Source organism: Jeongeupia wiesaeckerbachi, from assembly GCF_050916355.1.
In the GTDB taxonomy this organism is placed as follows: Bacteria; Pseudomonadota; Gammaproteobacteria; order Burkholderiales; family Chitinibacteraceae; genus Jeongeupia; species Jeongeupia wiesaeckerbachi.
Genome location: NZ_CP136946.1, coordinates 142013 through 166752 on the forward strand (window position 1 = coordinate 142013; position 24740 = coordinate 166752).

General features: G+C 58.9%; 26 protein-coding genes and 2 tRNA genes. 5 read left to right on the forward strand and 23 right to left on the reverse strand.

The features are described 5' to 3' along the window. The first annotated feature begins 13 nt into the window (after positions 1–13). Both R0382_RS00665 and R0382_RS00670 read left to right on the forward strand, forming a co-directional pair. Entirely contained in the window at positions 14–505 is a 492-nt protein-coding gene (locus tag R0382_RS00665; RefSeq protein ID WP_432721586.1) for a hypothetical protein, read from the forward strand. 6 nt (positions 506–511) lie between these two features. Further along, positions 512–1897, forward strand: a complete 1386-nt coding sequence (locus R0382_RS00670) for a T6SS phospholipase effector Tle1-like catalytic domain-containing protein (protein ID WP_432721588.1) — start codon at positions 512–514, stop codon at positions 1895–1897. Between the two features lie 242 nt (positions 1898–2139). Here the strand turns inward: R0382_RS00670 and R0382_RS00675 are convergent, their stop codons facing one another. Next, positions 2140–2304 carry a Com family DNA-binding transcriptional regulator gene (locus tag R0382_RS00675; protein WP_432724194.1) on the reverse strand — a complete coding sequence of 55 codons (165 nt, stop codon included), beginning with the start codon at positions 2302–2304 and terminating at the stop codon, positions 2140–2142. A gap of 250 nt (positions 2305–2554) precedes the next feature. Here R0382_RS00675 and R0382_RS00680 point away from each other — a divergent pair, with 250 nt between their 5' ends. After that, complete coding sequence (locus tag R0382_RS00680) at positions 2555–2851, forward strand: hypothetical protein (RefSeq protein ID WP_432721590.1); 297 nt, start codon at positions 2555–2557, stop codon at positions 2849–2851. A gap of 178 nt (positions 2852–3029) precedes the next feature. After that, positions 3030–3251, forward strand: coding sequence for a hypothetical protein (locus R0382_RS00685; protein WP_432721592.1), 222 nt, complete (start codon positions 3030–3032; stop codon positions 3249–3251). 81 nt (positions 3252–3332) lie between these two features. Here R0382_RS00685 and R0382_RS00690 read toward each other — a convergent pair whose 3' ends face one another. The 3 genes from R0382_RS00690 to R0382_RS00700 all read right to left on the reverse strand — a co-directional run bounded on the left by R0382_RS00690 (position 3333) and on the right by R0382_RS00700 (position 4782). Further along, the gene (locus tag R0382_RS00690; protein ID WP_432721594.1) at positions 3333–3908 is read right to left on the reverse strand and encodes a glycosyl hydrolase 108 family protein; all 576 of its coding nucleotides are present in this window, start codon (positions 3906–3908) and stop codon (positions 3333–3335) included. Positions 3909–4177: 269 nt separating this feature from the next. Further along, positions 4178–4447, reverse strand: coding sequence for a hypothetical protein (locus R0382_RS00695; RefSeq protein WP_432721596.1), 270 nt, complete (start codon positions 4445–4447; stop codon positions 4178–4180). A gap of 2 nt (positions 4448–4449) precedes the next feature. Continuing rightward, positions 4450–4782, reverse strand: coding sequence for a phage baseplate assembly protein (locus R0382_RS00700; protein ID WP_432721598.1), 333 nt, complete (start codon positions 4780–4782; stop codon positions 4450–4452). A 423-nt stretch (positions 4783–5205) separates the two neighbouring features. Here R0382_RS00700 and R0382_RS00705 point away from each other — a divergent pair, with 423 nt between their 5' ends. Next, on the forward strand, positions 5206–5634 hold the full coding sequence (locus R0382_RS00705; protein WP_432721600.1) for an SRPBCC family protein: 429 nt from the start codon (positions 5206–5208) through the stop codon (positions 5632–5634). Positions 5635–6571: 937 nt separating this feature from the next. On the opposite strand, the gene R0382_RS00710 is transcribed toward R0382_RS00705, so the two are convergent. From R0382_RS00710 to nuoG, 19 genes are all read right to left on the reverse strand, one after another. Continuing rightward, positions 6572–6648, reverse strand: a tRNA-Pro gene (locus tag R0382_RS00710). A gap of 36 nt (positions 6649–6684) precedes the next feature. Further along, complete coding sequence (locus tag R0382_RS00715) at positions 6685–7044, reverse strand: MerR family transcriptional regulator (protein ID WP_432721602.1); 360 nt, start codon at positions 7042–7044, stop codon at positions 6685–6687. After that, positions 7010–7327 (reverse strand): integration host factor subunit alpha, encoded by a 318-nt coding sequence (locus R0382_RS00720; RefSeq protein ID WP_189458308.1) that lies wholly within the window; start codon positions 7325–7327, stop codon positions 7010–7012. The genes R0382_RS00715 and R0382_RS00720 overlap by 35 nt, the downstream gene beginning before the upstream one ends. 20 nt (positions 7328–7347) lie before the next feature. Next, the gene (gene pheT, locus R0382_RS00725) at positions 7348–9702 is read right to left on the reverse strand and encodes a phenylalanine--tRNA ligase subunit beta (RefSeq protein WP_432721605.1); all 2355 of its coding nucleotides are present in this window, start codon (positions 9700–9702) and stop codon (positions 7348–7350) included. A gap of 81 nt (positions 9703–9783) precedes the next feature. Further along, complete coding sequence (gene pheS / locus R0382_RS00730; protein ID WP_432721607.1) at positions 9784–10785, reverse strand: phenylalanine--tRNA ligase subunit alpha; 1002 nt, start codon at positions 10783–10785, stop codon at positions 9784–9786. Between the two features lie 156 nt (positions 10786–10941). Next, entirely contained in the window at positions 10942–11301 is a 360-nt protein-coding gene (gene rplT / locus R0382_RS00735; protein ID WP_200916926.1) for a 50S ribosomal protein L20, read from the reverse strand. 16 nt (positions 11302–11317) lie between these two features. Continuing rightward, positions 11318–11515, reverse strand: coding sequence for a 50S ribosomal protein L35 (gene rpmI, locus R0382_RS00740; protein ID WP_432721610.1), 198 nt, complete (start codon positions 11513–11515; stop codon positions 11318–11320). A 149-nt stretch (positions 11516–11664) separates the two neighbouring features. Next, positions 11665–12201, reverse strand: coding sequence for a translation initiation factor IF-3 (gene infC, locus R0382_RS00745; protein ID WP_189458679.1), 537 nt, complete (start codon positions 12199–12201; stop codon positions 11665–11667). Between the two features lie 37 nt (positions 12202–12238). Further along, entirely contained in the window at positions 12239–14137 is a 1899-nt protein-coding gene (thrS, locus tag R0382_RS00750; protein WP_432721612.1) for a threonine--tRNA ligase, read from the reverse strand. Between the two features lie 176 nt (positions 14138–14313). After that, a tRNA-Val gene (locus R0382_RS00755) sits at positions 14314–14390 on the reverse strand. A 111-nt stretch (positions 14391–14501) separates the two neighbouring features. After that, positions 14502–14795 (reverse strand): DUF2818 family protein, encoded by a 294-nt coding sequence (locus R0382_RS00760; protein ID WP_432721614.1) that lies wholly within the window; start codon positions 14793–14795, stop codon positions 14502–14504. 8 nt (positions 14796–14803) lie between these two features. Further along, positions 14804–16261 carry an NADH-quinone oxidoreductase subunit NuoN gene (gene nuoN, locus R0382_RS00765; RefSeq protein WP_432724195.1) on the reverse strand — a complete coding sequence of 486 codons (1458 nt, stop codon included), beginning with the start codon at positions 16259–16261 and terminating at the stop codon, positions 14804–14806. 19 nt (positions 16262–16280) lie between these two features. Next, positions 16281–17780 (reverse strand): NADH-quinone oxidoreductase subunit M, encoded by a 1500-nt coding sequence (locus R0382_RS00770; RefSeq protein ID WP_432721616.1) that lies wholly within the window; start codon positions 17778–17780, stop codon positions 16281–16283. A gap of 33 nt (positions 17781–17813) precedes the next feature. Continuing rightward, a complete protein-coding gene (gene nuoL, locus R0382_RS00775; RefSeq protein WP_432721618.1) occupies positions 17814–19859 on the reverse strand; it encodes an NADH-quinone oxidoreductase subunit L in 2046 nt (681 codons plus the stop codon). A gap of 34 nt (positions 19860–19893) precedes the next feature. Further along, positions 19894–20199 carry an NADH-quinone oxidoreductase subunit NuoK gene (nuoK, locus tag R0382_RS00780; protein WP_070531159.1) on the reverse strand — a complete coding sequence of 102 codons (306 nt, stop codon included), beginning with the start codon at positions 20197–20199 and terminating at the stop codon, positions 19894–19896. A gap of 21 nt (positions 20200–20220) precedes the next feature. After that, on the reverse strand, positions 20221–20853 hold the full coding sequence (locus R0382_RS00785) for an NADH-quinone oxidoreductase subunit J (RefSeq protein ID WP_432721621.1): 633 nt from the start codon (positions 20851–20853) through the stop codon (positions 20221–20223). Positions 20854–20868: 15 nt separating this feature from the next. Next, complete coding sequence (nuoI, locus tag R0382_RS00790; protein WP_203538543.1) at positions 20869–21360, reverse strand: NADH-quinone oxidoreductase subunit NuoI; 492 nt, start codon at positions 21358–21360, stop codon at positions 20869–20871. 13 nt (positions 21361–21373) lie between these two features. Then, positions 21374–22426 carry an NADH-quinone oxidoreductase subunit NuoH gene (gene nuoH / locus R0382_RS00795; RefSeq protein ID WP_432721623.1) on the reverse strand — a complete coding sequence of 351 codons (1053 nt, stop codon included), beginning with the start codon at positions 22424–22426 and terminating at the stop codon, positions 21374–21376. A gap of 10 nt (positions 22427–22436) precedes the next feature. Next, on the reverse strand, positions 22437–24728 hold the full coding sequence (nuoG, locus tag R0382_RS00800) for an NADH-quinone oxidoreductase subunit NuoG (protein ID WP_432721625.1): 2292 nt from the start codon (positions 24726–24728) through the stop codon (positions 22437–22439). Positions 24729–24740 lie beyond the last annotated feature (12 nt).

Sequence of the window (24740 nt, forward strand, 5' to 3'; positions counted from 1 at the left end):
AACAGGTAATTTCATGATGAGAATCATCGGGTTTATATTCGCTCTTTCACTTTCCGCCTGCGGGGCTGAGTCGGTAAAATTCAGCCGCATGTCGCTTCAGGTATATAACTATTCCAGCGAGAATATTTTATCAATAAAAACCAAAGACTCCGAAGGTGGCGTGATTGGTCTGCGTGGAACCAAACTAGGCGGCGTGAATGGAACCGGAATTATTTGTTGTATCAACATCCAGAGTGGCGCAAAGGAACTAGACCTGATTGTTGAATACCCAAACAAGAAAAAATCCTCGATTAAAGCCTCTGTTGAACAGAGCCCATGGCCGGAAATGCCAGCCTATTTAACGCTTCACGTCTTGCCTAGAGATAAAGTTGTTGCCGAGATTTCGCCTGTTCATGCATTTCCACGTCGGGACTTAGTAGAGCGACAGATTACGAAGTACAAGTTGAAACAAGAAGTTCCATTTAGCGACGCTATGGATAACGGCCCTGCTGTTGTGGAGCGGTAAGAAATCATGGACGCAATTAAGCCAAAAGTTAAGTCGGTAGAAAACATGGTTGCGCGTGCGCAAACCATTGCTGGAAAGAAGAAAGGTGCAGGTCCAGCTTGCCCTACTTGCCATGTCAAGTTGTGGTTAAGCTTCTTCTTCGATGGCACCGGGAATAACAAATGGAATGACTTCCCCAACAGTCATTCCAATGTTGCGGCACTGTTTGATGCCCACACTAATAGTCCGACCGAAGGCATTACGTCGTTTTATTATGAAGGCCTAGGTACGCCTTTCGAATTTTCTCAACGTTACGAGAAGAGAACCATCCACAACCCCAGGCTTGGCCCTGTTGAGGTCGAAGATATTGGGTACAAGGAAAGTGGCAATAGCAGCTTAGGTCTCGGGTTTGCAAATGGCATCACAGAGCGGCTTGAGAAGGCATTGTTTGACTTTGATATTGCTATTCAAAATTGGCAGTTAAAAAGACGTGTAGATGAAATAAACTTAACAGCATTTGGCTTTTCCCGGGGGGCTACCGAGGCTCGTGCTTTTATGCACTGGATTGCCGCTCATAGCAAGGTAAAGAACAAGGGAGGCAAGCTGAGCTATGACGGAATACCTTTGAAAGTGAAATTCTTAGGCATATTTGATACGGTTGAATCCGTTGGCATGGCGGCAGACAACAAGATGCCTGAGTTGATAAAAACAACCATTCCTGGCTATGTCGAGAAATGTACTCATATCGTTGCAGCAAATGAACTCCGGCACGCTTTTCCTTTGACGCTTACTAATGGTGGCCAGCGAACCATCGTCTATCCGGGCATGCATGCCGATATTGGCGGTGGGTATAAGCGTATCGAGCAAGGACGGAAAAATCATTTAGCAAGACTTGCACTACTTCAAATGCATGATGAGGCAAGGGCGGCGGGATTGAAGTTCATGTCTATTGGAGAAATGAAGGCAGACTTCAGCTGGAAGGATAAATTCGCCCCTTCATTTTCAGTACCCGAAGATGCTAAGACCACATTCGACCAATATATGGCGGTTGCAAAACCAACTGGATCGATTAGACAGCACTTCGAAGCACACATGAAACAAATGTGGAACTGGATTGACTCTGGTTTGGCGTTAGAGGATGCGACCTCAAAGCGAGAAAAAGCAAAATCACAGGATGAGAAAGACGGGCTGACAACTGTTGGCCATATCCTCAGGTACTCCGCACGAACAAGCAAAGGACGAACTGGAGTTAATCCAAGCAGAGCTAGCGTCAATCCAGCTGTTGAGAAAATGTTCGAAACATATATACATGACTCATTTGGACATTTTTCTATGTCAGGCGGAACCATGCAAACAGACGCATCTATTGCGGAGTACTATAAAATTCGAGAAATGAAGAACCCAACAGCGTAAAAAATCGGCGGAACATTCCGCCGATTTTTATTGAAAGAGACCTCCAAAACCGCCCTCTCTGACATGACTGTGCTCGATGTAAACGCCGCAGAGCCGCAGGTGTGCGTCGCTAAGGCTCTCCTCGGTCCGGCACAGGTTGATCGCCGGCGCGGTGGTGGCGGAGCCGAAGGTCTGTCCTTGCACCCGGCCGCCGAAGGCATGCTGCTACAGGTGGTAGAAGCGCGCGGTACGCTGGATGCCGGTCAGGGTACGGGTTTCGGTGAGAATAATCGGTTGAGAATGCATTCAAGCTCCATCGATGGCGCTCGCCGGCGCTCTGGCGATGGGGCTCGAGCCCCCAGCTCGTTGATGACCTCGCAGCGGGGACATTTGATCTCCAGTGCAGGTAACTGCCACGTGCCAATAATTTACGGCACTGGCCGCAGCGAATTTCATCCATGGGAGTGAGTCTCCGGTGTAAGCTCCGGCCCGCCACTAGCTAGGCGGCAGATGGCCTCGGCTTGGCTCACAGGTAGTATCCGTGGGTTGAGCGGCCGGCCTTTTCATAGTGAGATTTCAAAAGCGAATGGATTGCAGCGAGTTCATCGCTTGCATTCCCCGGTTCAAACGCCATATCCGTTGCTATGGTGAAATCAACAGGAACTTCAAGAAGCCGCAATGGCCAGTCAATATTCGAAGCACCCGAAACAAACTCGATCCGATCCTGCCGCGCGTGCGGCACTGGAGGCACTGTTCTCTGGTAGCAGTGCAGCCTTGGCGCCCGACTCTGCCCCCGCTCTGGAAGGCCAGAATCTGATTACCCACAAGCACAACGAAGAAGCAGCCATTACTGCCAAGCTCGACCGCCTCAAGCGCAAGCGTGAAACGCAGGCCGATATCCGGAAGGCCATCGAGTCGGCAGGATTTTCGATCGACGAAATGCGCCAAATCCTGGCCGATTCGGCCAACAAGTAGGCTTATCGTGGAGTAGCCCGCACACTCCCTCTCTCCTTCCCCCTGCGTCCTGCTGCGCGTACGGCACTGTCCCCCTTGCAAATAAGTTCTGTAAAACAACCAAACTAGATGTAGTCTCCGCTCGCAAAGCTGTCATAGACGTTTGCCATAATTTAACAAACAGGGAAAGGAGACAACGATGACAGGACTTCACTATCGAGGATGGATCAGCGAAGAAGGCCAACGCATGATTGCCGCCTACCGACCTATCGGCTTTGCGTGGCTCGCCGCTAGCTGCCATTGGCCTAACAGCAAGCTAATGCGTCATCGGCAAGCAGCACTCCTGTGGTTGAAGGAAGAACACCCTAACGAGCATGCCGAACAATTGCTTGGCGCTGCTGAAGCTGGTGTCCTGACCTGACCCTCGTCAGCCCTTCCCGTGGACGGCTGCACATTCAGCCTTCCCACAAAGGGCTACCAAGGCAGTTTCAGGCGGCGAAACTCAGCCAGTTGCTGACCATTCGACCAGCAGAACGCACTTATTCTCCGAGCGTTGACTGGATGCCTGTTCCTCACTGCATGTGGCATCCCGCTGCGCATACTGCAAATCCTGCGCCACCCGCCTCGACCAGCCCCTGCCGTTGTCCGGCCAGCCACTGCAATCGGTGAAGTACTGCTCGCGCTGCGCGAGGAACAGGATCGCGACGTCGTACGGGCTCATGGCCTTGGCGGCGTCGAGCGTCTGCGGGCCGATGATGCCGTCGTCGTCGGTGCCAACCGCACGCTGCAGCAGCTTGATTGCAGCGCTCGGGCCGTGATTCACGCCGGCGTCGGACAGCTGATAGGCCAGCACCAGCGGGAAGTAGACGCAGCCCGACTGCGCCCAGTACGACTGCCAGTAGATCGCCGCCGCTGTAGCCGTGCTCCCTGGCCGTGGCCTCGGTAACGCCCTAGCGGGTCGGGGCGCCGGCCGGGTCGTCCCAGTAGTCGCCCTCGAGGCCGACGAGGCGTTGGAAGGCCACGGTGAAGTTGAGCGTCTACCCGGCCAGCTTGATGCGGTGGCCCAGCACTTTCTCATTGGGCATATGCTGCCTCTTCATATTTACGGTGCTTGCAGCAACGTGCTTCCGTTATGTTGCTACTGCACTTGAGTCCGATGTAACCCGACCGTTGCGGTAGGTCACAACAGGTCTGAGCCCGGCCCTTTGGCCGGGCTTGCTCGTTTCTGGTGTCTAGTGAGTGGCGGCACAGGCCGAGGTCATCGGCCCGAAAGCGCCAGCGGCACGGGTGCAACCGTTGCTGATGGCCAGACCGCGACGGCTGTCGTGACCGTCCGGTTAGCGGACTTCACTGGTCATCGCGATGGCGCAGCCGGTCAGGACCAGCAGCAGTGCTGCAGCTCAGCATTCGCATGGGGTTCTCCTTCTTCGTTGGTCCGGCCACAGGCCGGGACGGTGATGCCACCCGCGCCAACTGGCAGGCCCGATTGATGACCCTGAACGTCGTTTCCCCAGGCTGAACCTTGATTGCCGGCAGCACGACATCGGCAACGCCCACTTCGAACCGAACCGGCACACCCGGGTACGACGCCAGCAGCGCACGCAGCAGTTGCGACAAACTCAACCCCCGACCACTCCCCGGCCTGTAGCCCGGGGCGCAATCGACCGGATCGCACGTCCATCGCGCCCCGAGATCGACAGCATGTAGCGCGACGCCTCCCCCACCCGCTCGACCTGGCCGACCCAGCCGGCAATGGCGGACTGGTCGACGATCAGCACCTGTACCCGCTCGCCGGTCGAAATCGGCCAGCTGAACCACGGCCCCGGCCAGCGCTCGGTCAGCCCGACCGAAAACTGCCCCGACAGCGTCGCGATCGAGCGCACCACCGACACGGCCTGCCAGCCGCCGTAGCGGGTGCCACCGATCAACAATCCGATATCTATGAAGGCCACACACGAAAAAACCCGCCGAAGCGGGTTGGTTTGGAGTGTCCCCCCGAACGACGGGATACGCAGAAGAGTCAAACGGCCACGTTCGTGGCGTGCTGCTGAACAGCGGCGACGCGCCAGCAAAAGGCTAGTCTGTCGTTACGTCTTGGCGACAACATCAAGCCAGACGTAAGCAGATGATGCGTAAGGTGCATCCTGTCCGTATCATCAAACTGAATAGACGAGCGATTGGCACAAAAATATCAACATAATCAATAACATGAATAAGAAAAACGGCATCCTCATTATTGATAATGCACTGACATTTCGATTAGTTTAATAACCGTTAGGCGGCAAGGACTAAGTCGTGGTCACTCTGGGTATCGATGCTGTTGCTAAACTCGCAGAGTAAATTGAGTGATTTTTGGACTACACAGGAGCACCAGAATGCAAGTCGAAAGTCGAGTCACAATTGCTGTTCCGCCCGAGAAGGTATTCGAGATTTACTCAGATGTCAGTAACTGGAAAATTTGGGATCCAGATACTAAAGAATCATCGATTGACGGGCCGTTCCAGACAGGGAGTAAAGGCAAAATCACTCCGCCCAAAGGAATTACTGTTCCAATGGATTTCATTTCGGTTGTTCCCAACAAGTCGTTTACTGTCGAGTCTAGGATTCCACTCTTCCGTATGGTGTTTGAACACGAACTCAACGCCACTGCTGTCGGAACCGAAGTCGTTCATAGAGTTACATTTTCCGGTGCACTGTCTTTTCTGCTGGGACGTATCGTCGGCAATCCGTTGCGCACAGGGCTTCCAATCACCTTGGCATCGCTCAAGAGACTGGCGGAGAGTGGTGCTAGGGTTGCTCCCTAACCAGTCGCTCGAGCCGACGTCCATCGGCAAGCCTCGGTCCGCTACTCAGCTTCCATGTTAGGCGCTGTCAGATGAAGCCGTACGCGAAACAAATTTTTTCTGCCTTCTGGCTTATCTTTACTTTAATCTGCGCCGCAGTTGGCAGCGGTCTACTTTTCGCTTCCGGAGAACGAGCCTAGAACGCTCCAACTCAGCGATAGCCGCACGCACTGGCTGACCAAAAAAGACGCGGAACAAGCCCGCCTGAGCCCCACCACGTCGATGTTGAATATCAGCGCCCGGACGCGACCGCAGGTCGTGAATGAGCGTTCCTGCTGCGGTCGAGATATCACCAATCAACACCCCAACCAGCGAGACTGCGCTGCAGATCTACCGCAGCTCGAAGTAGTTCCTGTATTCCAGTCCTTCGCTGGTGCTGACCAGCCCGTGAGCGCTCCAGCCATACAGCATGAACAACGCAATCGTACTGACCGTCATGATGGTGATGCCGGTACTCCAGAGCAGGGAGCTTGCTTGGGCTTGGTGGTGTCGGGAGCAAGCTGTTCGGTTATGTGCAGGTTCTCCAGATTCAGTCTGTCGGCGGAATCGCCGGGCGCTGAGTCTAGTGAAAAGGCATGCCGCAGCAAGTGTCCTGCCTGTCTGCATTTGGAGGTGTTGCCTTCCTCATACATATCCGTAGCTCCACACCGCTGGCATTCGCCGTCAAGCCCGTATGCCGTTGCCCCAGCGGTAGAGCGAAGTCCTAGAAAAAGCGACTTTCTGTGCCTCCATCCACGCCACGTCCTGCCTGCTCGTGGGTGTTTGCCCTTGGACAGCCAACATCCACTCAGGGCCTATGGTCAGCGAGGTTGTACCCGAAGTTGTGCCCGAATGCGGGTTCCAGGCTAGAAATGCAACAAGGGCTTACAAACCGAAGTTTGTAAGCCCTTGTTTTCATTGGTCGGAATGGCGGGATTCGAACTCGCGACCCCTTGCACCCCATGCAAGTGCGCTACCAGGCTGCGCTACATTCCGAGAGCTGCGAAGTATAACGACTTCGCAGCCGCCGCGCTAGAGCTTGAGCCAGTCGAGCAAGGATTGTAGTTCCTGCCGTACCGACGCAGTCACTTCATTGCTGCCGGCCGTGCCCTCGCCCAGATGCGCGAGCTGGTTGCGCGCGCCGCTGATCGTGAAGCCCTGCTCGTACAGCAGCGATCGAATCCGCCGCACCAGCAGCACTTCGTGATGCTGGTAATAGCGGCGGTTGCCCCGCCGTTTCACCGGCTTGAGCTGCGTGAACTCCTGCTCCCAGTAGCGCAGCACGTGCGGCTTAACGCCGCACAGCTCGCTTACCTCACCGATGGTGAAGTAGCGCTTGGCCGGGATCGACGGCAGTTCATTGGTCGGAACGACGTTGCTGGTGCTTTGCATAGTGGATTTCGACTAAGCCCTTGAGCTTCTGGCTGGCGTGAAAGGTCACCACCCGGCGGGCGGAAATCGGGATCTCTTCCCCGGTCTTGGGATTGCGCCCGGGGCGCTGCGGCTTGTCGCGCAGCTGGAAGTTGCCAAAACCCGACAACTTCACGACGTCCCCATCGGCCAGCGAGAGGCGAATCTCTTCGAAAAACGCCTCGACCATGTCTTTTGCTTCGCGCTTGTTGAGACCTACCTTGTCGAACAACATGTCGGCAAGGTCGGCCTTGGTCAGCGTCATTGTGGTAGTTCCGTACTGCATTACGCCCTCAACATCGCGCCGCACGTTTCTGCCTTGCGCAGCAGCTGATTCACGGCGGCATCGACCTCATCATCGGTCAAAGTTTTCCGAGTATCTTGGATTAACACCTTGAAAGCAAGGCTCTTTTTCCCATCCTCGACACCCTTGCCACGATACACGTCGAACAAGGCCACTTCGGTCACGATCGGGTTCTTCACCGTTGCGAACGCGGCCTGCAGCTCGGCCACCGACACGCTCTCATCGACGACCAGCGCAAGGTCACGGCGAACCGGTTGGAACTTCGATACCGCTTCGGCCTTGATCCGCTGCACCGACAACAGGGCGGCGACATCCAGCTCGAACAACACCGGCGCCTGACCCAGTTCGTACGCCTGTACCCACTGCGGATGCAGCTCGCCGAGCACGCCGATCACGGCGCCATCGAGCACCACTTCGGCCGCGCGGCCCGGATGCAGCGCAGGGTGATTCGCGCGACGGAATTCGGCTACGCGCGGTGCGATCAGCGCTTCGACATCGGCCTTGAGATCGAAGAAATCGACCTTGTCCTTGCCCGTGCCCCACTGCTCGGGCGCACGTGCACCCCATGCCAGTGCGCTAATGCGCTCTGGCTGCACTTCCGCGGCCACGCCGTTGAAAACGCGCGCCACTTCGAACAGGCGCACGCGCTCTTGTTTGCGGTTGAGATTATGCTTGAGCGCGGCAACGAGGCCACCGATCAGCGTCGAGCGCATCACGCTCATCTGGCTGGCAATCGGATTGATCAGCTTCACTGGCGTCGCATTGGCCGCAAAATCGGCCTCCCACTTGGCTTCGACAAAGGCGTAGTTGATCGCCTCGCGGTAGTCGCGCGCCACCAGCAGGTGCTTCAACGCCATCTTGCAGCGCGCATCGCCCGGCAGCGGCAACATCGCCAGCTTGGCATTCGATGCGGCGACCGGGATGTTTTCGTAGCCGTAGACGCGGGCGACTTCCTCGATCAGGTCTTCCTCGATCTCGATATCGAAGCGGAAGCTTGGCGGCGTCACGGTAATCACATCACCTGCCAGCGCCGTCGGCAGGCCGATGCGGCCGAGGATGGCGACGATCTCTTCAGCGGCCAGCTGCACGCCAAGCACCTTGGCAACGCGCGAGACGCGCAGCGCCACCGGCTTGCGCGCCGGCAACTCGGCGACAGCCTCGGTCACCGGGCCGGCATCGCCGCCGCAGATCTCGAGAATCAGCTGTGTCGCGCGCTCAAGGGCATCGCGGCAGGCGCCGAAGTCGACGCCCCGCTCGAAGCGGTGCGCGCTATCGGACGAGAAGCCCAGGCGACGGCCCTTGCCGGCGATCACCGCCGGGGCGAAGTACGCCGACTCAAGGAAGAGCTCACGCGTGGCATCACCGACCGACGAATCCAGCCCGCCCATCACACCGGCCAGCGCCAGCGCCTTCTTGTCGTCAGCAATGACGAGCATGTCGGCGTCGAGCTTGATTTCTTTTTCATTCAGCAGCGTCAACGCTTCACCGGCGACGGCGAAACGGACATGGATACCGCCGTCGATCTTGGCCAGATCGAAAGCGTGCATCGGCTGGCCCTGCTCAAGCAGCACGTAATTGGTCACGTCGACGACGGGCGAAATAGAACGGATGCCGGAGCGTAACAGGCGCTGTTTCATCCAGTCCGGTGTTGCGGCTTGGGTATTGACGTTGCGCAGCACGCGACCAAGGTAGCGCGGGCAAGCCTCGCCAGCCCGCAGCGAGACCGTGCGCACATCGTCCAAGGTCGGCGCAACGGCCGGCGCAACGACAGGCTTGGCCTCGGCACCGGTCAGTGCCGCGACTTCGCGGGCGATGCCCTTGATCGACAGGCAGTCGGCGCGATTCGGCGTGAGCTTCAGCGTCAGCAGGCGGTCGTCAAGATTCAGATAATCGCGGATCGGCATACCGACCGGCGCATCGGCCGGCAGGATCAACAAACCATCGGCGTCATCGGGAATGCCCAGTTCGTCGCCGGCACAGAGCATGCCGGACGATTCGACACCGCGCACCTTGGCACGCTTGATCTTGAAGTCGCCGGGCAGGTTCGCACCGATGCGCGCGCACGGCACTTTCAGGCCCGCAGCCACGTTCGGCGCGCCGCAGACGATGGTGATCGGCTCGGCCTCGCCGACATTGACGCTGCAGATATTGAGGCGATCGGCGTCCGGATGCTTGGCAATCGACAGCACCTCGGCGACAAAGACGTTATCGAAAGCCGGCGCAGCCGGTTCGTTTTCTTCGACCTCAAGGCCGGCCATCGTCAGCAGGTGCGCCAGTTGCTCGGAATCAAGCTGGGGATCGACCCAGCTGCGCAGCCATTGTTCGGAAAATTTCATCGCTTGCTCCGATCAGTGCAGCCACCGCTTCGCGGCAGCCGCATTCAGGCATGGGAAAAGGAATTCGGGAAATGCAGTGACTTATTCGAACTGGCCGAGGAACGACAGATCGTTCTCGAAGAACAAGCGCAGGTCGTTGACGCCGTAATAGAGCATCGCAAAACGATCGAGACCGATACCGAAGGCAAAGCCGGTGTATTTCTCGGCATCGATGCCGACGTTCTTCAGCACGTTCGGGTGCACCATGCCGCAGCCACCGACTTCAAGCCAGCCGCGCTCGCCGAGCACATCGATCTCGGCCGACGGTTCGGTGAACGGGAAGAACGACGGGCGGAAGCGCACTTGCAGATCATCGCGCTCGAAGAAGTTGCGCAGGAAATCGACGATCACGCTCTTGAGGTCGGCAAACGACACGCCCTCTTCGACCCACAGGCCTTCCATCTGATGGAACATCGGCGAGTGCGTCGCATCCGAATCGACGCGATAGACGCGACCCGGCGCAATGATCTTGATCGGCGGCTGATTGTTCAGCATGTAGCGCACCTGGATCGGGCTGGTGTGCGTGCGCAGCACCAGCGGCTCACCGCCGGCTTCGCCTTCGATATAGAAGGTATCGGCCATCGCCCGGGCGGGGTGATCCTTGGGGATATTCAGCGCTTCGAAATTGTGGAAATCGTTCTCGATTTCCGGACCGTCCGCGACGTCGAAGCCGATCGAACGGAACAGTGCTTCGATGCGTTGCTGTACCAGCGTCACCGGATGCAGACCACCCGACGGCAAACCGCGACCGGGCAAGGTGACATCGAGCGCTTCGGCGGCCAGTTGACGTGCCAGCTTGTCGGCGGCCAGCGCATCACGGCGGGCCTGCAGCGCGGCTTCGAATGCCTGCTTGGCCTGATTGACCGTGGCGCCAAAGGTTTTCTTTTCTTCCGGCGGCAAGGCGCCCAGCTGACGCAGCAAGGCGGTGATCGCGCCTTCCTTGCCGATGTAACGCGCTTTGGCGTTCTCGAGCTCTTGCGCGTCGTTCGTCGCCGCCAGCGCGGCCAGGCCTTCATCGAGAAGGGTTTGTACGTTCGCAACCATGGTCGGGTCCCGGATGGGTCAGGAAAAACGATTCACGAAGGTTCTGTTCAGAACGCTCGGGAATCGCATCTCGTCGGCGCCGGTTTGGCAAAACTGCCCAAACGACGGGAATAAAAAAGGGAGGCCGGAAAGCCTCCCTCTTCAAGCACTTACCGATCAGGCAGCGAGGCTAACCTTGGCTTGCTCAACAAACTTGGCAAAAGCCGGCTTGTCGAACACGGCGAGATCCGCCAGCACCTTGCGGTCAACTTCAATACCGGCCTTCTTCAGACCGTTCATGAAGCGGCTGTACGCCAGACCACACTCACGGGAAGCCGCGTTGATACGGGCGATCCACAGAGTACGGAACTGACGCTTCCTTTGACGACGGTCACGGTAGGCGTATTGGCCAGCCTTCATTACCGCTTGCTTGGCAACGCGGTATACGTTCTTGCGACGGCCGCGATAGCCCTTTGCAAGTTTCAGGATTTTTTTGTGACGTGCGCGGGCTGTTACACCACGTTTAACGCGAGGCATATTCTTTCTCCTTTAGTTACGCGTAGGGCAACATTGCGCGTACATGGCCCATGTTCGACGCGTCGACCATGGAAGTGCCACGCAGCTGGCGCTTGGTTTTGGTGGTTTTCTTGGTAAGGATGTGGCGCTTGAACGCGTGGCTGCGCTTAACGCCGCCGCCGCCAAGAACCTTGAAGCGCTTCTTGGCGCTACTCTTGGTCTTCATCTTGGGCATGGAATGCACTCCAAGTTGTGTTGGATTGGGCAACAGGCGCTCCAAAGAGACTTAAAGCCCGCCACCCCGCTTTTGTTGCGACAACGATTCCGTTTCCGGAACTCGACGGCGGCTGTCGCCACGCCGTTATGCTTGTGAACCGCTAGCGCTTACTTCTTCTTCGGCGCCAGCATCATCACCATTTGCCGGCCTTCAAGGCGCGGATACTGCTCAACCACGGCCAGTTCGGTCAGGTCGGCCTCGACGCGCTTGAGCTGCGCCATGCCGATTTCCTGGTGGGCCATTTCACGACCGCGAAAACGCAACGTGATCTTGGCCTTGTCACCTTCCTCGAGGAAGCGAACCAGATTACGCAGCTTGACCTGGTAATCGTTTTCGTCGGTCCCCGGGCGGAACTTGACTTCCTTGACCTGGATTTGCTTCTGCTTCGCCTTGGCCGCCGCCTTCTTCTTCGACTCTTGGAACTTGAACTTGCCGTAGTCCATCAGGCGGCAAACGGGCGGCTGCGCGTTCGGGGCGATTTCAACCAGATCGAGTTCGGCTTCTTCAGCCATCGACATCGCCTGGAACAGGCTTACGATACCGAGTTGTTCACCCTCGGCCCCTTGCAGTCGCACTTCGCGGCCGGTGATTTCACCGTTGATTCGCGGTTCTTTGTCTTGCGCAGCTATTGCAGTTCTCCAAATCCGGAAAAAGAAAAACCGTGCGTTTCAGAGGACAGCCTCAGAGCAGTTCGCCATTGAAGCGCTCAATCAGCGCCTCAAGCGTCATTTGCCCGAGATCCTCGCCACTGCGGCTACGCACGGCCACCAAGCCTGCCTCCTTCTCCTTGTCGCCCACGATGAGCTGGTAGGGAAGGCGTTGCAAGCTATGTTCGCGAATTTTATAGGTTATTTTCTCGTTCCTCAAGTCGGCGTCACCACGGAAGCCTCGTTGCCCCAGCAATTTGGCGACCGATTCGGCGTATTCGCGCTGCGACTCGGAAATATTCATCACGACAAACTGCGTCGGCGCCAGCCAGAACGGGAAGGCGCCGGCGTGGTTTTCGATCAGGATGCCGATGAAGCGCTCCAGCGAACCGAGCACCGCACGGTGCAGCATGATCGGCCGGTGCTTGGCGTTGTCTTCACCAACGTACTCGGCGCCGAGGCGCTCGGGCAGGTTCGGGTCGATCTGCAAAGTGCCACATTGCCACAACCGGCCCAGGCAATCTTTCAGCGTGAACTCGATCTTGGGGCCGTAGAACGCGCCCTCGCCCGGCAGATACTCGAACGTCAAACCCTTGGATTCGAGCGCAGTCGCCAGCGCCGCCTCGGCACGATCCCAACTCTCTTCGGTGCCAATGCGCTTTTCCGGCCGCGTCGACAGCTTGACGAGAATCTCGTCGAAGCCGAAGTCGGCGTACACCTCTTTCAGCAGATCGATGAAGGCCGCGGCCTCCTGCTGGACCTGTGCCTCGGTACAGAAGATGTGCGCATCGTCCTGCACAAAGCCGCGCACGCGCATGATGCCGTGCAGCGAGCCGGACGGCTCGTTACGGTGGCACGAGCCGAACTCGGCGTAGCGCATCGGCAGATCGCGATACGAGCGCAAGCCCTGATTGAAGACCTGGATGTGACCCGGGCAGTTCATCGGCTTGACCGCGTAATCGCGCTTTTCCGACTCGGTCGTGAACATGCTGTCGCGGTAGTTGCCCCAGTGGCCGGATTTTTCCCACAGCACCCGGTCCATCACCATCGGTGTGCGGATTTCTTGATAGCCATGCTGATTCAGTTTGCGACGCATGTACTGCTCGATCGACTGCCACAGCGACCAGCCCTTCGGATGCCAGAACACCATGCCGGGCGCCTCGTCCTGCAGATGGAACAGGTCCAGCGCCTTGCCGATTTTGCGGTGATCGCGCTTCTCGGCCTCTTCCAGCCGATGCAGGTAAGTCTCGAGGTCTTCCTTCTTGGTCCATGCGGTGCCATAGACGCGCGTGAGCATTTCGTTCTTCGAGTCGCCGCGCCAGTAAGCGCCGGCCACCTTCATCAGCTTGAACACCTTGAGCTTGCCGGTCGACGGCACGTGCGGACCACGGCACAGGTCGGTGAAATCACCCTCGCGGTACAGGCTCAGCACCTGATCGGCCGGAATACTCTCGATGATCTCGGCCTTGTACGCCTCGCCAATGCCTTTGAAGTAGGCAACCGCTTCGTCGCGACTCAGCTCGTAACGCTCGACCGGCAGATCCTTCTTCGCCAGCTCGGACATTTTCTTTTCGATCAGCGCCAGATCCTCGGGCGTAAACGGCCGCTTGTAGCTGAAGTCGTAATAAAAGCCATCTTCAATGACCGGGCCGATCGTCACCTGTGCATCCGGGAACAGCTCTTTCACTGCGTACGCCAGCAAATGGGCGGTCGAGTGGCGAATGACTTCCAGTCCTTCGGCATCGCGATCGGTAATGATCGCCAGTTGCACATCACGATCGATCAGGTAGCTGGTATCGACCAACTGACCGTCGACCTTGCCGGCCAGTGCAGCACGGGCCAGGCCGGCGCCTATGCTGGCAGCGACGTCGTGCACACGCAGCGATGCATCGAACTGGCGTTGGGAACCATCAGGGAGCGTGACGACGGGCATGGTGAGCGCCTTTGAACTGGACCGGATCAGGTCGTTAACGATACGTGAGGACAAAAAAAAAGTGCGGCCAGGCCGCACTTTTTTTTCATTCGATCAAATCATTCTGCCAGCACGGCTATCCGTTTAGTGTTGGATAGTGGTGCGAGTTCGAAACATGATTTGATCTCCAAATTCGTTGGTAGGCACGATTGGACTCGAACCAACGACCCCCACCATGTCAAGGTGGTGCTCTAACCAGCTGAGCTACGTGCCTAACGAAGGACTGCATATTAGCTTTTGGACTAAGATCCCGCAAGCTCTTCCTGCAAAAATCTCACAACCAAGTCGATAAGCCGTTGATTCGACAAGGTCTTCGCCCTATCGACTACAGTCCCGGTTTACGCCAGAAAAATCGCCAGACAAAACCAGGCCACGACAGAACGGCAAACATCGCCAGCGTCGTAACGTAGAACTGCCAGTTTTGCGTGTGTGGTGTAGCCAGGCGCGACTCGAGCAGCCACGCAATCCCGCCTACCGCCAGGTAGTACACCGCCCATTCGAGCAACTGCCAGCCGAAATGCTTATCGGCTACGCGCAGCACACCGAACAGACGCCCCGAAACAAAAGGCACATTGGCGGCCAACGCCGCCAATGTGCCCAGAAGGATCACTTCCAGCATTGCGTGCTTTAGAGGCCAGTGTGCAACGAGAACTGCAAGGCCGTCGCCAGCGCGGTCAGCAACCGATCCGGCATCATGCCGAGGACCAGCAGCAGCAGGCAGTTGACCGACAGCACCAGCTTGGCATCGGTACCAGCGGCAATCGGCGCGGTATCGGTCGGGTCTTCGAAGTACATGACCTTGACGATGCGCAGGTAATAGAACGCACCGATCACCGACATCAGCACTGCAATCACCGCCAGCCAGACAAGGCCGAGGCCGACCAGCGCCTGGATGATCGCCAGCTTGGCAAAGAAGCCGACGAAGACCGGAATGCCCGCCATCGAGAACATCACGATCAGCATCATCGCGGCAAACCAGGGGCTGCGCTTGTTCAGACCACGGAAATCGGCGATCTGGTCGGCTTCGAAGCCTTCGCGCGACAGCAGCATGATGATGCCGAAGCCGGCCGCTGCGGTCAGCATATAGGTCATCGCGTAGAAAAACGCAGCGGCATAACCGCCCGGCGTCGCCGCCATGATGCCCAGCAGCAGGAAGCCCATGTGCGAGATCGTCGAGTACGCGAACATCCGCTTGATGTTCACCTGCGCGATCGCGGTCAGGTTGCCGATCACCAGCGACAGCACGGCCAGCACCATCAGCATCGAGCGCCAGTCGAACGCAAAGCCCTCGAGTGCTTGCGCAAGGATGCGCATGGTGAAGGCAAACGCGGCGACCTTCGGCGCGGAGCCGATCAGCTGCGAGATCAGCGTCGGCGCGCCGTCATAGACGTCCGGCGCCCACATGTGGAACGGCACGGCGCCGAGCTTGAAACCAAGGCCGGTGACGATGAACACGATGCCGAACACGGCGAGCAGGCGATTGGCTTCGTCGTTGGCGATCTTTTGCGCGATCACGAAGACGTCCAGGCTCTGCGTCGCACCGTAGATCATCGACATGCCGTACAGCAGCAGGCCCGAAGCGAGCGCGCCAAGGATGAAGTACTTCATCGCCGCTTCGGTCGAACGGCTTGAATCACGTTGCAGTGCGACCAGCGCATACAGCGACAGCGACAGCAGCTCAAGGCCGACGTACAGCACGACGAAGTTGACGGCCGACGCCATCACCATCATCCCGAGCAGCGCGCACAGCGTCAGCGTGAACAGCTCGCCGCGGAACAAGCCGCGCACGGCCGCGTAACCGCGACCGTAAACCAGCATCAGGATGACGCCAATCACCATGCCGAGCTTTGACAGCGAAGCCAGCGGATCGGCAACGAACATGCCGTTGAATGCGAGTTGCGGTTGCAGCGAATAGCCGGCGACCAGCAGGCAGCCGGTTGCGACCAGCGTCGCCAGTGTCAGCACGTAGCTGATGTGGCGCTTGGCATCGCTGAGGAATACATCGATCAACAGGATGGCGCAGGTCGCACAGAGCAGGAAGATCTCCGGGGTCGCGACGCCAGCGTTGAGACTGGACCAGGTCATGATATTCATCGGTGACTCTTTATTGGAGCTTGGACTGCGAGACGTGCCAGATCAGGTCATTGACCGACTGGTGCATCACTTCGGTAAACGGCTTCGGATACAGACCCATGCCGAGTACGGCGATGGCAAGGATGGCGAGCACGAGGAATTCGCGCTTGTTCACGTCCTTGAGTTCGGCGACATGATCATTGGCGACATCGCCGAAGATCACCCGCTTGTACATCCACAACGTGTAACCGGCGCCGAAGACCAGCGTGGTTGCCGCAGCGAAGGCGTACCAGAAGTTCACCTGCACGGCGCCAAGGATGACCATGAATTCACCGACAAAGCCCGACGTACCCGGCAGGCCGGAGTTGGCCATTGCGAACAGCATCATGAAGGCAGCAAAAATCGGCATCTTGTTGGCCACGCCACCGTAATCGGCGATCTTGCGGCTGTGCACGCGGTCGTACATCACGCCGATGCAGAAGAACATCGCCGCCGAGACGAAACCGTGGCTGATCATCTGCACGATGGCGCCTTCGACCGCGTACGGGTTCAGCTGCGTACCCCCAGCGAACATGAAGAAACCCAGCGTCACGAAACCCATGTGCGAGATCGACGAATAGGCGACCAGCTTCTTCATGTCGGTCTGCACCAGCGCGACGAGGCCGATGTACACCACGGCGATCAGCGAGAAGACGATGAAGACCCAGGCGTATTCGCGCGAGGCGTCCGGTGCGATCGGCAGAGCAAACCGCAGGAAGCCGTAAGCGCCCAGCTTCAGCGTGATCGCCGCCAGCACCATCGAACCACCGGTCGGTGCTTCGACGTGGGCATCCGGCAGCCAGGTGTGGACCGGCCACATCGGCACCTTCACCGCAAACGCGAAGAAGAACGCGATCAGCAGCATCACCTGCGCGCCCATGCCCAGCGGCAGGCGCTGGAAGTCGGCGATCACAAAGCTGCCGCCGGCCTGCATGTACAGGTAGACGAAGGCCACCAGCGTCAGCAGCGAGCCGAGCAGCGTGTACAGGAAGAACTTCACCGACGCGTAAATCCGGTTCGGACCACCCCAGACACCGATGATCAGGTACATCGGGATCAGCATCGCTTCGAAGAACACATAGAACAGGATCGCATCGGTGGCAGCGAATGCACCGTTGATCAGGCCCGACATGATCAGGAATGCGGCCATGTATTGCGCCACGCGGCTCTGGATCACCTGCCAGCCAGCGATCACGACCATCAGCGTCGTGAAGCTGTTGAGGATCACGAACAGCACCGACAAACCGTCGACGCCGAGCGCGTAGTTGATGTTGAACATCGAGATCCACGGCGTCGACTCAACGAACTGCAAGCCGCCGTTGAGCGTGTCGAAACCGGTATAGAGCGGCACCGAGACCAGAAGGCCGGCCAGCGCACCGAGGACAGCAAGCCAGCGCGCGGCGTTGGCGTTGCGGTCTCCCCCCGTTGCGAGCACGACGAGGCCGGCGACGATCGGCACCCAGATCGTCAGGCTCAGAAGATTACCCGTCATAGTTTACCTACTTGTTATCAATTCAAACCGAGCTTACTGGCTAACCAGCACGCCACCGAGCCACCAGGTCATCAGCACCAGCGCGCCGAGAATCATCGCGAACGCATAGTGATAGATGTAACCCGTTTGCAGACGGCGAGTGACCTTCGAGAAGAAGCCAACCACCTTGGCCGTACCGTTGACCATCAGCCCGTCGATCAGCAGCACGTCACCGACCTTCCAGAACAGCGTACCGAGCACGCGGCCGAAGGCGGCGAAACCGTTGATGTACAGATGGTCCATGTAGTACTTCTCTTCCATAAGCTTGCGCACGCCGATCGCGGTAAAGAAGCGGTCGATCGCGGCCGGAATCGCCGGCATCATCATGTAGAAGAGATAGGACGCAGCCACACCCGCAGCGGCCAGATACAGCGGCAGCGTCGAGAACGAGTGGATCACCATGGCCAGCGGGCCGTGGAACTCTTCCTTGAGCATTTCCATCGTCGGGTGGGCTTCATGATTGATGAAGATCACGCCATCGAAGAAGTTGCCGTACAGCATCGGCTGGATTGCGAAGTAACCGATCAGCACCGACGGGATCGCCAGCAGCACCAGCGGCAGCGTCACGACCCACGGCGACTCGTGCGGCTTGTCGTTCGGCCCCAGGCCGTGGTGATGTTCGTCTTCGTCATGCGAATCGGCATCGTGATGCGCGTGATGGTCTTTCGCCATCCAGCGCTCCTTGCCGTGGAACACGAGGAAGTACATCCGGAACGAGTAGAACGCGGTCACGAACACACTGGCAACGACGGCGAAGTAGGCAAAGCCCGCGCCCGGCAGGTGCGATTCGGCGACGGCTTCGATGATCGAATCCTTCGAATAGAAACCGGCGAAGAACGGCGTACCGATCAGTGCCAGCGAACCGAGCAGCGAGGTGATCCAGGTGATCGGCATGTACTTGCGCAGGCCACCCATATTGCGGATGTCCTGATCATGGTGCATGCCCATGATCACCGAACCCGCACCAAGGAACAGCAGCGCCTTGAAGAAGGCGTGCGTCATCAGGTGGAACACCGCGACCGAGTAAGCCGAAGCACCGAGCGCAACCGTCATGTAGCCGAGCTGCGACAGCGTCGAGTACGCGACCACGCGCTTGATGTCGTTCTGGATCATGCCGAGGAAACCCATGAACAGCGCGGTAATCGCACCGATCACGAGGATGAAGTTCAGCGCGGTGTCCGACAGCTCGAACAACGGCGACATGCGCGTCACCATGAAGATGCCGGCGGTCACCATCGTCGCGGCGTGGATCAGTGCCGAAATCGGCGTCGGACCTTCCATCGAGTCCGGCAGCCACACGTGCAGCGGGAACTGGGCCGACTTGCCCATTGCGCCGACGAACAGCAGGATGCAGGTGACCGTCAGCAGCGACCATTCAACACCCGGGAACAGCGAGATCATCGCGTCTTTCAGCGCCGGCGCCTGTGCGAACACGGCGGCGTAGTCCAGCGTGCCAAAATGCGCCAGCACCAGGCCGATGCCGAGCAGGAAACCGAAGTCACCGACGCGGTTGACCAGAAAGGCCTTCAGGTTGGCAAACGTCGCGGTCGGGCGCTTGAACCAGAAGCCGATCAGCAGATACGAGACCAGACCCACCGCTTCCCAGCCGAAGAACAGCTGGACGAAGTTGTTGGCCATCACCAGCATCAGCATCGAGAAGGTGAACAGCGAGATGTAGCTGAAGAAACGGTTGTAGCCCGGGTCTTCCTGCATGTAGCCGATGGTATAGAGGTGCACCATCAGCGAGACGAAGGTCACCACGCACATCATCATCGCGGTCAGGCTGTCGACGAGGAAACCGACGTTGAATTCAACGCCGTTGACCGTCAGCCAGGTGTAGACCGTGCCGTTGAACGGCTCTACGCCGTCCAGAATGATGCCTTTCAGTACAAAGGCCGAGAGCAAGAACGACACCGCAACGCCGGCAATCGTTACACAGTGTGCGGCGCGGCGACTGATCGCCCAGCCGAAGAGACCTGCCACCAGCGCGCCGAACAAGGGCGCGAGCGGGATGAGCAGGTAGATCGTTTTCATGTCCATTGGCAATACCTGTTATGTCGATCTTGTTATCGGGTCAGCCCTTGAGGCTATCGAGGTCTTCGACGTCGATCGAACGCAGGCTGCGGAACAGCACGACGAGGATCGCAAGGCCGATGGCCGATTCGGCTGCCGCCACGGTCAGAATGAAGAAGACGAAGACCTGGCCCGCGGCATCCCCGAGGAATTGCGAGAAGGCGATGAAATTCATGTTGACCGCCAACAGCATCAGCTCGATCGCCATCAGCAACACGATCAGGTTCTTGCGGTTCATGAAGATGCCGAATACGGAAATCGCAAACAGGATTGCCGCCAGCACAAGGTAGTGAGTGAGTGTGATCACGTTGTAATGCTCCCCTGCCGCTTATGCCTGACCATCGTCGGCCTTGGGGGCCTCGACGCTCGGACGTTCTTCGGCCGGCATCGAAACGATCTTGACGCGATCGTTCCGCTTGACCTGGATCTGGCTGGCCGGGTTGATGTACTTGGTGTTCTTGCGCTTTCTGAGCGTCAGCGCGATCGCGGCGATCATGCCGACGAGCAGCAACACTGCAGCAAGCTGGAACGGCAGGAAGTAGTCGGTGTAAATCAGCTGGCCGAGCACCTTGGCGTTGTTGTAACCGGCCGGGTGTTCAACGAGTTGCGCGCCTTCGATCTGCGCGGCACGGTGCGTGAGGATCAGCACCATTTCAACCGCCATCACCACCGCGACGGTGCCGGCAACCGGCACATACTTCCAGAAGCCCTTGCGCAGCTCCTCGAAGTTGATGTCGAGCATCATCACCACGAACAGGAACAGCACCATCACCGCGCCGACGTAGACGACGATCAGCGACACCGCGAGGAACTCGGCCTGCATCAGCATCCACAGCGCGGCGCCGTTGAAGAACGACAGCACCAGATACAACGCGGCGTGCACCGGGTTCTTGGCGGTGATCACCCGCAAGCCTGCAAACAGCAGGATCGCGGCGAACACATAGAAAATAACTTCGGTCATAGCGAATCGGCCCTGTTAACGGTATTTGGCGTCGGCCGCCTTGTTGGCAGCGATCTGCGCTTCGTACTTGTCACCCACCGCCAGCAACATCGGCTTGGTGTAGTACAGGTCGCCGCGTTTCTCGCCGTGGTACTCGAGAATGTGCGTTTCGACGATCGCGTCAACCGGACAGGCTTCTTCGCAGAAACCGCAGAAGATGCACTTGGTCAGGTCGATGTCGTAGCGCGTGGTCCGACGGGTCTTGTCGTCCTCGCGCGCTTCGGATTCGATCGTGATCGCCATCGCCGGGCATACCGCTTCGCACAGCTTGCAGGCAATGCAGCGTTCTTCGCCGTTGGCATAGCGACGCTGGGCGTGCAGACCGCGGAAACGCGGGCTGTACGGCGTCTTTTCCTCGGGGAACTGCACCGTGATCTTGCGCTGGAAGAAGTGCCGACCCGTGAGCATCAGCCCCTTGACGAGTTCGACCAGCAGGAAGGTCTTGAAGAAATGAGCAATTTTTTCCATGTCTATCTCCTGCTTACTTCCACAGCGACAGCGGGGTTTGCATCCACGCGCCGATCAGAACGATCCACACCAGCGTCACCGGGATGAACACCTTCCAGCCCAGACGCATCAGCTGGTCATAGCGATAGCGCGGGAACGTGGCGCGGAACCACAGGAAGCAGAACAACAGGAACGCGACCTTGAGCACCCACCACAGGAAGCTCGGCGCACCGATGATCGCCCACGAGCTCGGGAACGGGCTGAGCCAGCCACCGAGGAACATCACCGAGGCCATGGCCGAGATCAGGATCATGTTCGCGTATTCGGCCAAGAAAAACAGCGCGAAGCTCATGCCCGAGTACTCGATCATGTGACCTGCGACGATTTCCGATTCGCCTTCAACCACGTCAAACGGCGCGCGGTTGGTTTCGGCAACGCCAGAGATGAAGTAGACGACGAACAGCGGCAGCAGCGGGATCAAATTCCACGACAGGATCGAACCACCGGCGATACCGTGACCTTGCTGGTTGACGATCTCGGTGAGGTTGAGCGAACCCGACACCATGATCACGCCAACCAGCGCGAAGCCCATCGCCAGTTCGTACGACACCACCTGTGCGGCGGCACGCAGACCGCCGAGGAAAGCGTACTTCGAGTTCGACGCCCAGCCGGCGATGATCACGCCGTAGATGCCCATCGAGGTGATCGCCATCACGTACAGCAGACCGACATTGACGTCGGCGACGACGAAGCCCGGATAGAACGGCACGACCGCCCAGGCGGCCAGGGCCGGCATCAGCACCATGATAGGCGCAAGGAAGAACAAGCCCTTGCTTGCGGCGCTTGGCGCGATGATTTCCTTCAGCAGCAGCTTCACGCCGTCGGCGATCGGTTGCAGCAGACCGAAGGGGCCGACCCGGTTCGGGCCGATCCGGATCTGCATGTAGCCGATCACCTTGCGCTCGGCGAGCGTCAGGTAAGCAACGGCGCCAAAAATCGGCAACACGATGCAAAGGATCTTCGCCAAGGTCCAAAGAAAGAAAGCGAGGCTTGCATTGAGGCCCAGCGTGGTTTGCAGAAATTCCATGCCTGTCCCCTTATGCCTTGGCTACTTCGATCACGCCCGAACCGAGCGCCAGCGTTGCACGGCCGAACGGCACGCGCACCACGGCGTCAAGCAGGCCCGCGTCTTCAGCAACGACCAGCGTCACTGCCGCCCCGCCCTGCTGAACGCGGGCGTTGCCGCCGGCGACCAGACCGAACTGAGCCAGCGTGGCCGCGTTCGCACGCAGTTGCGCAGCGGTTTCGGCATCGACGGTCGCCTGCAGGCTCGGCGCACGACGAACCAGCGCATCGCTTTCATACAGCGGCACTTCGGCGAGGCGAACCAGACCGCCGGCAGCCTGCGCCTTGACGGCAACGGCCTTGGCCGGTGCGTTGTCGAGCACCTTGGCGATATCGCCATCGAGCACGTCGGCGCGCACGGCTTCCGAGCTGTCGTAGTCGAAACCGTTCAGACCGAGGATGTTGCCGAGCACGCGCAGCACCTTCCACGCCGGACGGGTTTCGCCCAGCGGACGGACGACACCGTTGAAGCTCTGCGGACGGCCTTCCATATTGACGAAGGTGCCCGAGGTTTCCGAGAACGGCGACACCGGCAGCAGTACATCGGCGTAGTCGCGTGCCTCGTCGGCGAACGACGTCATCGCAACGACGAACTCGGCACCGGCGAATGCGGCCTTGGCGCCGCGCTTCAGATCGGCCAGCTCGCTGTGCAGCAACACATAAGCCTTCTTGTTCGCAGCGATCAGATCCTTGCCCGTTGCGAAGCCGACGATGTCGGCGCCGACGCTGTTGGCGCCATCACGCAGCAGACCCAGCGTCGCACCGGCGATCTCGGCCAGCGCAGCGGCAGCGACATGCAGTTCGGCGGCACGCTCGTGTTGCAGCGCGATATTGCCGAGCACCAGCGATTTCTTCTCGCCGGCGACGATCAGCTCGGCCAGCGCACGCGCGTCGCTCGACACTTCAACACCTGCCAGATCGATCTCGGCCGGCACGGTCTTGCCGGTGATCTCAAGCGCGGCCTTCAGCACGGCGAGCACGCCTTCGACCAGTTGGTCCGGGCGGACGACCAGCTTGCCGGCAATCTTGGTCAGCAACTCGTCGTCATGCGGGTTGATCAGCGCGAGCTTGAGGCCCTTCTTCACCGACTGGCGCAGACGTTGGGCCAGCAGCGGTTGTTCCTTGCGCAGCGTCGAACCGATCACCAGCAGCGATTCGCTCGCAGCGAGATCGACGATGCTCTGGCCAAGCCAGCCAGCCGCCTTGGTCTCGAAACGCACGTCGCCGAGGCGGGTACGCGCCTCGAGGTTGCGGATGTCCAGACCGGCGAGCGACTTGCGCAGCAGGTACAGTTCTTCGAGCGTGCTGTTCGGCGAGGCGATCGCGGCAACGCTGTCGGCGCCGTGGCTGGCGGTGATGCCCTTGAGCTTGGTCGCAACCAGCTCGAGCGCTTCCTGCCAACCGACGACCTTCCATTCGCCGCCGTCCTTGACCATCGGCTGCGTCAGGCGGGCATTGCTGTTCAGCGCTTCGTAGCTGAAGCGGTCACGGTCGGAGAGCCAGCATTCGTTGACTTCTTCATTTTCGAGCGGCAGAACGCGCATCACCTGGTTGTTCTTCACCTGAACGACCAGATTGGCACCGAGGCCGTCATGCGCGCCTACGCTCTTGCGGCGCGACAGCTCCCACGTCCGTGCGCTGTAGCGGAACGGCTTGCTGGTCAGCGCGCCGACCGGGCACAGGTCGATGACGTTGCCGGAGATTTCCGAGTTCACGGTCTTGCCGATGAAGCTCATCACCTCGGTATGCTCGCCACGGCCCGGCATGCCGAGCTCCTGGTAGCCGGCGATCTCTTCGGTAAAGCGCACGCAGCGGCTGCAGTGAATGCAGCGCGTCATGTCGGTCGAGATCAGCGGACCGAGATTCTTGTTGGCGACGACGCGCTTTTCTTCCTCGTAGCGCGAGCCCGACTGACCGTAACCCACCGCCAGATCCTGCAACTGGCATTCGCCGCCCTGATCGCAGATCGGGCAGTCGAGCGGATGGTTGATCAACAGGAATTCCATCACCCCTTTCTGGGCCTTCACGGCCATATCGGAGTGGGTATAGACCTTCATCCCGTCGGTAACGGGGGTGGCACAGGCGGGCAGCGGTTTCGGCGCTTTTTCGACCTGGACCAGGCACATCCGGCAGTTCGCGGCAATCGACAGTTTCTTGTGGTAGCAGAAGTGCGGGATGTGCACGCCAATGGAATTGGCGGCGTCCATCACGGTGCTACCCGTCGGGACTGTCAGTTTCTTACCGTCGATTTCAATTTCCAGCATGATCGACTCGAT